The organism is Tepidisphaeraceae bacterium (assembly GCA_035998445.1).
Taxonomy (GTDB): domain Bacteria; phylum Planctomycetota; class Phycisphaerae; order Tepidisphaerales; family Tepidisphaeraceae; genus DASYHQ01.
On the sequence record DASYHQ010000018.1, the window covers coordinates 661,101 to 671,121 of the forward strand.

Sequence of the window (10,021 nt, forward strand, 5' to 3'; positions counted from 1 at the left end):
CATGGGTTGCGATGGTGCCCCAACTCACCTGTCACCTCTGCGGCGTCGCGATCAAGCCCGGGGCGCACTACGTCGTGCGCATCGACGTCTTCGCCGACGCGGAAATGCCGATCGTGGACATCGACGGATTGGCTGATGCAGACATGGCCAAACAGATGCAGTCGCTGCTGGACCAGATGAAGGGCATGACCGCCGACGAACTGCAGGACGACGTGCACCGGCGGTTCGAGTACCGATTGTGCCATGCCTGCCAGCGGCGGGTGCTTGCCAACCCGCTGGGCACGCCGCGCCTGCGCCGGGAGGGGGAGAATTAGTTTGGTCCCCTCTCCCGGTACGCCGGGAGAGGGTTAGGGTGAGGGTGATTTAGTACTGCTGGCGACTCTCGTCGTTCGAAATGCACCCTCACCTAGCCTCTCCCGGAGTACCGGGAGAGGGACCGGAGCGCGTCCTCACGCGTTCAGCACCTTCGACACGTCATCGAACGCCTTGCGCACGTCCAACTGCTCCGCGGCCGTCAGTTCGAAGTCCATCGCGCCAGCGTTATGCTTGGCCTGCTCGGCATTTCGCGCGCCCACCAGGGCGGCGGTAATGCCGGGCTCGTTGATCGTCCAGTTGATGACGACCTGCGCCAAGCTCGCCTTGTGCGCCTCGGCGATCGGCTGAATCTTCGCCAGCGCCGCCTGCACGCGCTGGCGGTTCTCTGGCGTGAAGTACTTGTGCTTGGCGCGGTGGTCGCCTTCGGGGAAGACGCGGTCGGGGCCCACCTTGCCGGTCAGCAGGCCGCGTTCCATCGGGGAATAGACGATCAACCCGATCTCTTCCTTCCGGCAGAACGGCAAAATCTCCGGCTCGATCTTCCGCTGAATCAGCGAGTAAGGCGGCTGCAGGCTGGCCAGCGGCGCGACGGCCTTGGCGCGCTTCATCAGGTCGACGTCGTAGTTGCTCACGCCGATCGCGCGAATCTTGCCGGCGTCCTTCAGCTTCACCATGGCCGCCATCGAATCCTCGACGGCCGTCGTGCTGTCGGGCCAGTGGATCTGGTAGATGTCGATGACGTCGGTTTGCAATCGCTTCAGCGACTGCTCGCACTCGTAGGCGATGCTGTCGGGCTTGCTGTTCTTGCGGACCGTGACGTCCTTGCCATTGTTGTCCTTGTTCTGCCACGGGTCGGAGCCTTGATCACCGCTGGCCGGGCTGTCCCAGCGCATGCCGCACTTGGTCGCGAGGACGACCTTGCTGCGTTGCCCGGCGATCGCCTTGGCGACCAGTTCTTCGCTAAAGCCCATGCCATAGATTGCCGCGCTATCGATGGTGGTCACACCGTGGTCGATGCTGGCCTGGATGGCTTTGATCGACTCCTCCACGTCGGTGCCGCCCCACATCCACCCGCCGATCGCCCAAGCGCCGAAGATGACAGGAGAAACGTAGACGTCGCTGGTTCCAAGTTGTCGCGCGTTCATGACTGGGGGCTCCGTAAAAGACGCGGGCAATGTAGCGGAGCGCTACCCGTTGCGACAACAGGTGGATTCGTCGGCGGCGGATTGCCGAAAGTGGGCCGCCGGTGGCACAGTCCGGCACGTTGAAATTCCCGCCGGTTCGACTACCGTTTCGGCCTTTGAAACTGAAAGGCGCAGACGCAGATGGCGGACAAGCTGAAACTGGGCGTGGTGGGCATTGGTGGCATTTTCAATGGCTGTCATGCCAAGCCGTGGCTGGAACATCCCGAGGTCGAGATCGTCGCGGTCTGCGACGTGGTGCGAGAGAAGGCCGAGAAGTTCGCCGGCGCGCATGGCATCAAGCACATCTACACCGATTACCGGCAGATGCTGGCCGAGGTGCAGCTGGACGCGGTCGACATCTGCACGTCGAACCTGTTCCACTCGGAAATCGCGATCGCGGCATTGGATAAGGGCCTGCACGCGTTCACCGAGAAGCCCGACGCCGTCAGCCCGGCCGAAGCGCAAAAGATGGCCGACGCGGCCAAGCGTTCGGGCAAGGTGCTGATGGCGATGCGGAACAACCGCTTTACGCCCAACGCGCAGTTTTTGAAGAAGTACATCGCCGCCGGGCATATGGGCGACATCTACACCGGCCGCTGCGGTTGGATTCGCCGCCGGGGCATTCCGGGCAAGGGTGGGTGGTTCACGACGAAGGAACTATCGGGTGGCGGCCCGCTGATTGACCTTGGCGTTCACATGCTGGACGTGGCGATCTGGCTCATGGGCAACCCCAGCCCCGTCGCCGTCGTGGGCGCCACCTACCGCAAGTTCGCCGAGGGCAGCGATACGTCCGACTCGGTCCACTCCAGCTTCGGTGAAGCCAAGACCGGCGGCACGTTCGACGTGGAGGACCTCGCCAGCGGGTTCATCCGCTTCGACAATGGCGCGTCGTTGCAGATCGAGTTCTCGTGGGCCAGCAACATCGAGCAGGAAGTGAACTTCGTCGAACTGCGCGGCAGCAAGGCCGGCTTCAACCTCAGCAACTCGCACGGCACGCTGAAGATCTTCACCGAGATCGAAGGCGCGTTGGCGGACGTGACACCGAAGCCCACGCTGGCTGGCCCGCACCAGCACGGCGCGAATCTGCATCACTTTATCGACGTGATCAGGGGCCGCGCCGAGCCAACCACCCGGCCGGAACATGGGGTGGAGATGATCAAGATCCTCAGCGCTATTTATGAGTCGGCACAGACGGGGGCTGAGGTGAAGCTGTAGGAAGGCGCGCCAAGAGGTTGTATAGGGCAGTTCGCTGAGCGGCCACGCAGAATGTCATCCCGAGCGGAGCCTAAGGCGACGGGAGGGATCTCGAATGACGAGCGATTCACGCCCGTGGGAGATCCCTCAGGTCGCCAAGGCTCCCGTCGGGATGACAATTGGCGCGACAGCCGTAGCGGGGGACGCGTCCCTTTCGGCATTGGTCATTTGGGCATTGGTCATTCATTGGTCATTCGGGTTTCGTCATTCGTCATTCATTCACCCCCCATGCCCACCTTCGTCTCCCGTGCCGGCCTGAAGCTTGAACACGCCCTGGCGACGTTCGGCATGGATGTAACAGGCCTGACCTGCGCCGACCTCGGCTGCAACGCGGGCGGGTTCACCGATTGCCTGCTGCAACGCGGCGCCGCCAGGGTGTACGCGGTGGATACCGGATACGGCGTGCTGGACTGGAAGTTGCGGAAGGACCCGCGCGTGGTGGTGATGGAACGCACGAACGCGATGCACGTCATCCTGCCAGAACCGGTGGCGTTCGTCTGCATCGACGTCGCCTGGACGCGGCAACGGAACATTCTGCCGGCGGCCCATCGGTTGCTAGCACCAACGGGAGAGATCGTGACGCTGCTGAAGCCGCACTACGAATCGCCGCCGGCGATCCTGAGAAACGGGATATTACCGGAAGACAAGCTCGACGAAGTGCTTGCGAGCGTCTACCCCACCATGGAGGCGGCCGGGTTCGAGGTGGTGGAAACCGTGCAATCGCCGATTAAGGGGGCCAAGGGAAACACCGAAGTTCTATGTAGGCTGCGCATGCGGCCTCAGGACGCGACCGACCGTTGATCGTGGCTATACTTGTGTCGGGTAGCCGCGGGACGAGGTTTGCAGTACTAGGAAGAATATGTCGTCAGGACGCATCAGGATCGCGATCGCCGGGGTGGGGAATTGCGCCAGTTCGCTGGTGCAGGGGTTGGCCTTTTACGCGCATTGCCGGGCGATCGGTCGCGAGCCGGTCGGGTTGATGCACGTCGAACTGGGTGGCTATCGCGTGGAGGACATTGAGGTCGTCGCCGCGTTCGACATCGACCGCCGCAAGGTCGGCCGGCCACTGGAAGAGGCCGTCTTCGCGCTGCCGAACAACACGAAGATTTTCTGCCATGACATGCCCAGCAGCGGCGTAACCGTGCAGATGGGCGACGTGCTCGACGGCGCCGCGCCGCACATGCTGAACTACCCGGTCCACCAGCGGTTCGACGTCGCGACCGACCCGCCGGCCAACATCGCCAAGGTGCTGCACGAGTCGGGCGCCGATTTGCTTGTGAACTACATGCCGGTCGGTTCGCAGCAGGCGACCGAGCGATACGCCAAGGCTTGTCTGGAGGCCGGCGTCGGCTTCGTCAACTGCGTGCCCTGCTTCGTCGTCTCCGATGGCGTTTGGGCCAACAAGTTCCGCGACGCAGGCCTGCCCTGCGTGGGGGACGACATCAAGGCGCAGGTCGGCGCGACGATTACCCATCGCACGCTCGCCCGGATGTTCGCCGACCGCGGCGTGTCGATCGACAGCACGTATCAGCTGAACACCGCCGGCAATACCGACTTCCTGAACATGCTCAGCCGCGATCGGCTGGCGAGCAAGAAGGTCAGCAAGACCGAGGCGGTGCAGAGCCAGCTCGACGTGCCGTTGGACCCGGACCAGATCCACATCGGCCCCAGCGACTTCATCCCGTTCATGAAGGACAACAAGGTCTGCTTCCTGCGCATCGAAGGCACCGGCTTTGGCGGCGTGCCGATGCACATGGAGCTGCGCCTGAGCGTCGAGGACAGCCCCAACAGCGCCGCTGTGGTGGTCGACGCGATTCGCTGCTGTAAGCTGGCTTTGGATGCCGGCATTGCCGGCCCGATCGACGCCGCCTGCAGTTGGACGATGAAGCACCCACCCCGCCAGATGGACGACCGCGCCGCTAAGTTTGCGGTCGAGGAATTCGTGACTGAAGCGCAGTCACGCCGGCGCGAGGCAAGTTCATCGCGACAGGCGTAGGCGCTGTCGCCGTACCAAATAAGGATGGCGATCCAAAGGCTACGGGTGTCATCCCGATGGGAGGCTAGCCGAGCTGAGGGATCTCGTTCAGTCGAGTGTCTTACGCCAAGTCGAGATCCCTCCCGTCGCCTTAGGTTCCGCTCGGGAAAACAACTGGCGCGTTCGGGCGCCGAACCTTCTCCCCGAACATTGCCCATGCCACGACCGGGCGGTCGCCGAATACTGGGCACACCGATAAAACAAAACTCCCGCCAGCAGCCTATTCGGGCCGCTGGCGGGAGTTTTTCTTGATCGATGAGATATTGCGAGAGATCGCCGGCGGTTACTGGTTCCGGATCGTCGGTCCCGGCACCACGCCGAGCTTGCGCAACGCGTCGTTTACCTGCTGATCACCGGCGTTCAGCGTGTAGGCCTTCCGCAGCATCGCCTCTGCCTGTTGGTTCTGACCGAGCTGGGCAAGGTACAGGCCGTATTCCTTGTGCGCCAGGAAATTCTTCGGGTCGGCGAGGGTCGCGCGGTTGTAGGCCTCCAGCGCCGCGTCGGCGTCGCCGGTAAGGCGGTGCACCTTGGCGACGATCAGCACGTTCTGCGCGACGTCCGCCCCGCCGGCGGTCTGAGAGGTGATCTCGGCCTCGCGGTTCTCGCTCTTGGCAATCGCGTTGGCCAGCCCGTCCATGATCTTCATGCGGAACTGCTTATCCAGCCGGCCGGTGCGCGTGATGTCGATGGTGTCGAGCGACGAGCGGTACGCCTGGATTGCCTGCTGGTACGACTTCAGCGCGCTGTAGCTCTCGCCGAGGTAGTAGAACGAGACGTAATCGCGGGGGTCCTGCCGTACGGCGTTCTGGAACGAGCCCGCGGCGTCGGTGTACTTGCCGCTGTCGTACAGCTTGATGCCTTGCTTTCGCGCGTTGTCCGGCAGTGGACCGGCGTCGCTGTTGCAGCCACCGGCGATTAGCGTCGTACCGACCAGCACCACGGAGAAAACAAACCGAGAAAACGCCCGAATGGAAGATGTCATCGCCACGTCCCTGTAGCCAAAACCGACGGCCCCGCGGCCCTCCGGCATCGGCCGGCGCGAGGTGTTCCTGCTGTGCTTGATACGATAGCCGTCAAAGGCAGGTTTGCAAGAATTGCGCGGTCGTGACACCCGCCGGTTCAATCGACAGTGACGGTCTGGCCCGCGGCCATGCGGGCGCGTTTCGCTTCGATCGCTTCGCGCGTCGGCACCTTCACCTTGCGCACCAGCCCGCAGATCTCCATCAGCCGGATCATCAGGTAGGTGAAGTCGATCTGCCACCACCACAACCCGTGCCGGGCCGATGTCGGGAAGGCGTGATGGTTGTTGTGCCACCCCTCGCCCATGCCCAGCAGGCCGAAGATCGGGTTGTTCCGGCTCTCGTCATCGCCCGCAAAGGGGCGGCTGCCCCAGAAGTGGCAGACCGAGTTAATGCTCCAAGTCACGTGGTGAACAAAGAACGTGCGAACCAGCCCGCCCCAGACGAAGCCGAGCAAGGCGCCGTGCCACGACATCGTCAGCAGCCCACCGGCAATGGCCGGAATCGCGAGACCCAGCAACACGAGCGCGGGGAAATAACGGCTGATCGTCCGCACGACCTTGTCGCGGCGAAGGTCGCCCACATATCGGCGCAAGTCGGTCGGTTGCGGGGCAAACAGCCATCCCACGTGCGAGTGCCACAGCCCCTTCATCATGCCCATAAACCCTTCACCATGCAGGTGCGGCGAGTGCGGGTCGTTCTCCTGATCGGCATGCTGATGGTGCCGGCGGTGCATCGCGACCCACCACAAGATCGGCCCTTCGACGGCCATCGATCCCAGCACACCGAGGATGCCCGTGACCACCGGACCCGCCTCGAACGACCGATGCGTGAACAGGCGGTGGTAGCCCATCGTGATGCCGAACGCGACCATCAGGTACATGCCGAGCATGATGCCCAGGAACAGCCAATTGAAATGGCTACCCCAGAGTACTGTCATGGCCGCAATCAGCCCGAGGAACGGCAGCACGACCATCACCAGGTTGATCGCCTTGAGTGCAGGCGAGATCGCCTCGTGCGTATGACCATGTGCATGGGTGTGTGCATGGGTGTGCGACGGAGAATGGGCATGAACCGGCTCGACTACCGTTTGCGTCATCGACGTAACCACCGAAGTATCAATTGACTGTGAGATAACCGTGCCTCGTGTGCCGTCCCATCGCACACGGCACTAAACCGCGATCCGGGCTGGCGTGAAGTTGAACTGACTGCCTATCTTGCCCGTGGCGCACTGCCACATGCAGAGAAGTCAGCCATAGTACGACCGCCGCAGATTACCGTTCGGCACCGCGTTAAGCCACTTAGAAATAATCTCTTAACGGCCTAGCGGGCCCATCCAATTGCGAACGGATATTACGCGGTCTACCTTCGAACAGCAATCGACCACCACGCGGTACGGCTTACCCATCTTCCGCTTAATCAAACGCGGAACGCCCTTGCGACGAACCGGTCCGACTCGCGCGCGAAGTCGGTCGGCACCGGCGGCAGCGCGATCCACTGCGATGATCGCCCTAATGCTTTACCGATCTCACGTTCCAGTTGCCCCGGCCGGCACAGCGCTCCGGTGTTAGTTGATGCAAAGATCACGCCTCCCGGCCGAAGCAGCGCCGCGGCCTCCTTTACCAGCCGGTGATAATCGCTCTCGGCGCTCCAAGGGCGAATGCCCTTCTTCTTCGATCCCGACCCAAAACTAGGCGGGTCCAGCAAAATGAGGTCGTACGTCAGCGACTTCCGCCGGGCGTAACTGAAGAACTCGAACGTATCCATCTTCGCAAACCGGTGCGGCTGGGGGTCGATCCCGTTGTGCACGAGGTTCCGCTTGCCCCACTCCAGGTATCGCCCGGAAACGTCGACGCTGGTCGTGACCGCCCCACCGATTGCCGTTGCCACCGAGAAGGCACAGGTGTACGCAAACGTGTTCAGCACCGCGGGTGGGTCGCCTTCGTCCCGTTTTGTCGCAAGACGGGCCACGTACTCACCGGCCCACAATCGGTTGTTCCGCTGATCCAAAAACAGCCCGGTCGACAAGCCGTCGTACAACCGAACTTCCAGCGTGCAGCGGCCCTCGCGGATCAGCAGTTCCTCCGGCAGGGGTTCACCCGCCAACGGCTGCGCCTGCGTGACGACGGCCGGCAACTCACCACCCAGCCGCGATCGGTCTCTCGCGAACGGTTTGAGGTAGATCGCCTGCACGCCCAGTGGTCGCAGGACGTCCAGCAACGCCGGCGCATCCCGGTTGGCGTCGAACGAGCGCGGCGGGCGTCCCTCGTACAAGATCAGCACCGCCCCCGGGCCGTAGACGTCGATGAACACCCCGTCGATACCGTCCGCAGCGCCCGAGAAGACCCGGTACGCCTGTGTCTGGTCAGCCTCGACCACCGCCCGCCGTCGCTCGATCGCGGCGCGCAACAGCGCCGCGGGGGCCTCTCCAGTTTCGCGTGTACGCGGGTGGTGCTGCATGGACGCGTTGTAGTACACCCGGCTGCCGGGAAAGTCACGGCAGTCTATACTTCAACGGCGCGCAACACCGTCGGCGGAACCCCTATGGCAAACATCGAACAATACTGCGACCGCTGCAGCAAACGGTTGGTCACGTTCTACAACATCCAGCCCGACGGCACGTGCGAGCACCTGAAGACCCACAGCGCTCCCGAGGCCAGCCAGATGCAGTTCAAAATTGACGAGGGCCACGACGGTGTCCGTTACCTTCACCCCATCTGCCCCAAGTGCGGCCACGAGCAGCCTACCGGCATCACCTCGCCGGGCTGAGGCATCGCGATGGAAGGCCAATGTCCTGCCCGCCGGCAGCGCTATGGCAGCACGCGAAGGTTGACGCTACGCTTTCCACACCTACCGCGAGATCATGATGATCGGCAGCAGTCGGGTCGAGACGTACATCAGGACATCAGGCAAACACCCATGAAAGTTGTCGTGACGGGCAGTGCGGGCCTTTTGGGATCGCGCGTGACAGCGGCGTTGATGGTGGACGGACATGACGTGGTCGCGACGGACGTTCGCGCCCCAGACGGTGAAGCCGCCGCCACGACGCGGGTGATCGACCTTTGCCAGATCGAGGCCGTCCGCGAGCTGGTGACCGGCGCCGACGTCGTCTGCCACTTGGGCAACCTGCCCAGCACGGTCCCGAGCGGGCGGTCGAAGGGGTACATCAACAACACGGCAGCCAACTACAACGTCTACCTGGCGGCGACGGAGGCGGGCGTTCGGCGAATCGTGTACGCGTCGAGCGTGCAGGCGTATGGGTGCTTCGGTTTTACCTCGGCCCCGGGTGACGGCAACTTCACGCCCCCGCGTTATCTGCCGCTAGACGAGGACCACCCCCTTCAGCCCGCCGACGCCTACCCGCTGAGCAAGGCCACCGGCGAGTGGATCGCCGCCAGCTTTTGCCGGGCCATTCCGGATCTAACCGCCTGGTCGCTGCGCTTCACCGGCATCCGAGTCCCCCAGCCACCACGGCCTCCCCACTTCGGCCCGCGCAATAAGCACGGGGTGTCGCCGCGATTAATGCTGGGCGGGATGTGCACGTGGGTCCACATGGACGACGCCATCCGCGCCACCGTCCTGGCCTGCGCCGCCGACCGTCCCGGGCACACGCCGTTGAACATCGTCGCGCAGACGAGCCGCCCGGCATGGACGCCCGAAGCGCTGGCCGCGCTCTATGGGTCCGTACCCGAGTTCCGGCGTCCCGTACTGCCCGAGCAATCGCTGGTTAGCGGCGATCGGGCCGAACAGCTGCTGGGCTTTCGCGCCGCACATGATGAGCCGACGATGGAGCCAGCCCAGCCCACGGTTGGTGGCTAAACCACGGGTACGCTCTCCAACCGACTCGTTCGAGGACCGTCATGCTCTGCCTCGACCCTATGTTCAAGCAGTTCCTGTAGTGGCGACCCCTGCGTCGCCACTACAGGATGATGACGGAAACCAGGGTCAAGACGGAGCCGGTTGTCACGCGTTCCAACCGAGTTTGCACCGATGCCAATTGCGTTCGCACCGATGACAACCGAGTTGCACCGATAACAACCGGGTTTGCACCGATGCCAATCCAGTTTGCACCGATGACAACCCGCTTTGCACCGATGACAACCAGGTTTGCACCGATGACAATCGAGTTTTCACCGATGCAAACTGAGTTTGCACCGATGCCAATCGAGGTTGCACCGATGCCAATCGGGTTTGGCATCGCCTGAATTCGGGAT

11 protein-coding genes are annotated in these 10,021 nt (G+C 63.2%); 6 read left to right on the forward strand and 5 right to left on the reverse strand.

What is annotated here, in order from left to right:
* The first annotated feature begins 11 nt into the window (after nucleotides 1-11).
* On the forward strand, nucleotides 12-314 hold the full coding sequence (locus VGN72_09395) for a hypothetical protein (GenBank protein HEV7299565.1): 303 nt from the start codon (nucleotides 12-14) through the stop codon (nucleotides 312-314).
* 135 nt (nucleotides 315-449) lie between these two features.
* Here the strand turns inward: VGN72_09395 and VGN72_09400 are convergent, their stop codons facing one another.
* On the reverse strand, nucleotides 450-1,460 hold the full coding sequence (locus tag VGN72_09400; protein ID HEV7299566.1) for an aldo/keto reductase: 1,011 nt from the start codon (nucleotides 1,458-1,460) through the stop codon (nucleotides 450-452).
* A 180-nt stretch (nucleotides 1,461-1,640) separates the two neighbouring features.
* On the opposite strand from VGN72_09400, the gene VGN72_09405 reads away from it, so the two are divergent.
* The 3 genes from VGN72_09405 (at nucleotide 1,641) to VGN72_09415 (ending at nucleotide 4,749) form a co-directional block, all read left to right on the forward strand.
* Complete coding sequence (locus tag VGN72_09405) at nucleotides 1,641-2,714, forward strand: Gfo/Idh/MocA family oxidoreductase (GenBank protein HEV7299567.1); 1,074 nt, start codon at nucleotides 1,641-1,643, stop codon at nucleotides 2,712-2,714.
* A gap of 267 nt (nucleotides 2,715-2,981) precedes the next feature.
* Nucleotides 2,982-3,554: an SAM-dependent methyltransferase gene (locus tag VGN72_09410; GenBank protein ID HEV7299568.1), complete on the forward strand. Its 573-nt coding sequence runs from the start codon at nucleotides 2,982-2,984 to the stop codon at nucleotides 3,552-3,554.
* Nucleotides 3,555-3,612: 58 nt separating this feature from the next.
* Nucleotides 3,613-4,749 (forward strand): inositol-3-phosphate synthase, encoded by a 1,137-nt coding sequence (locus tag VGN72_09415; GenBank protein ID HEV7299569.1) that lies wholly within the window; start codon nucleotides 3,613-3,615, stop codon nucleotides 4,747-4,749.
* Nucleotides 4,750-5,071: 322 nt separating this feature from the next.
* Here VGN72_09415 and VGN72_09420 read toward each other — a convergent pair whose 3' ends face one another.
* From VGN72_09420 to VGN72_09430, 3 genes are all read right to left on the reverse strand, one after another.
* Nucleotides 5,072-5,770 carry a tetratricopeptide repeat protein gene (locus VGN72_09420; GenBank protein HEV7299570.1) on the reverse strand — a complete coding sequence of 233 codons (699 nt, stop codon included), beginning with the start codon at nucleotides 5,768-5,770 and terminating at the stop codon, nucleotides 5,072-5,074.
* A 137-nt stretch (nucleotides 5,771-5,907) separates the two neighbouring features.
* Nucleotides 5,908-6,906: a fatty acid desaturase gene (locus VGN72_09425; GenBank protein ID HEV7299571.1), complete on the reverse strand. Its 999-nt coding sequence runs from the start codon at nucleotides 6,904-6,906 to the stop codon at nucleotides 5,908-5,910.
* Nucleotides 6,907-7,226: 320 nt separating this feature from the next.
* Entirely contained in the window at nucleotides 7,227-8,267 is a 1,041-nt protein-coding gene (locus tag VGN72_09430; protein ID HEV7299572.1) for a class I SAM-dependent methyltransferase, read from the reverse strand.
* Between the two features lie 84 nt (nucleotides 8,268-8,351).
* Here VGN72_09430 and VGN72_09435 point away from each other — a divergent pair, with 84 nt between their 5' ends.
* Together VGN72_09435 and VGN72_09440 are read left to right on the forward strand one after the other, a co-directional pair.
* Nucleotides 8,352-8,576, forward strand: a complete 225-nt coding sequence (locus tag VGN72_09435; protein HEV7299573.1) for a hypothetical protein — start codon at nucleotides 8,352-8,354, stop codon at nucleotides 8,574-8,576.
* Between the two features lie 150 nt (nucleotides 8,577-8,726).
* Nucleotides 8,727-9,626, forward strand: a complete 900-nt coding sequence (locus VGN72_09440) for an NAD(P)-dependent oxidoreductase (protein HEV7299574.1) — start codon at nucleotides 8,727-8,729, stop codon at nucleotides 9,624-9,626.
* Between the two features lie 100 nt (nucleotides 9,627-9,726).
* Here the strand turns inward: VGN72_09440 and VGN72_09445 are convergent.
* A partial coding sequence (locus VGN72_09445; GenBank protein HEV7299575.1) for a hypothetical protein occupies nucleotides 9,727-10,021 on the reverse strand: 295 nt, incomplete at its 5' end.

What these genes read in the sequence shown, in the direction of transcription:
- VGN72_09395 (HEV7299565.1), top strand. Translation starts at nt 12, where the DNA reads ATGGTGCCCCAACTCACCTGTCACCTCTGCGGCGTCGCGATCAAGCCC.
- VGN72_09400 (HEV7299566.1), bottom strand. Translation starts at nt 1,460, where the DNA reads ATGAACGCGCGACAACTTGGAACCAGCGACGTCTACGTTTCTCCTGTC.
- VGN72_09405 (HEV7299567.1), top strand. Translation starts at nt 1,641, where the DNA reads ATGGCGGACAAGCTGAAACTGGGCGTGGTGGGCATTGGTGGCATTTTC.
- VGN72_09410 (HEV7299568.1), top strand. Translation starts at nt 2,982, where the DNA reads ATGCCCACCTTCGTCTCCCGTGCCGGCCTGAAGCTTGAACACGCCCTG.
- VGN72_09415 (HEV7299569.1), top strand. Translation starts at nt 3,613, where the DNA reads ATGTCGTCAGGACGCATCAGGATCGCGATCGCCGGGGTGGGGAATTGC.
- VGN72_09420 (HEV7299570.1), bottom strand. Translation starts at nt 5,770, where the DNA reads ATGACATCTTCCATTCGGGCGTTTTCTCGGTTTGTTTTCTCCGTGGTG.
- VGN72_09425 (HEV7299571.1), bottom strand. Translation starts at nt 6,906, where the DNA reads ATGACGCAAACGGTAGTCGAGCCGGTTCATGCCCATTCTCCGTCGCAC.
- VGN72_09430 (HEV7299572.1), bottom strand. Translation starts at nt 8,267, where the DNA reads ATGCAGCACCACCCGCGTACACGCGAAACTGGAGAGGCCCCCGCGGCG.
- VGN72_09435 (HEV7299573.1), top strand. Translation starts at nt 8,352, where the DNA reads ATGGCAAACATCGAACAATACTGCGACCGCTGCAGCAAACGGTTGGTC.
- VGN72_09440 (HEV7299574.1), top strand. Translation starts at nt 8,727, where the DNA reads ATGAAAGTTGTCGTGACGGGCAGTGCGGGCCTTTTGGGATCGCGCGTG.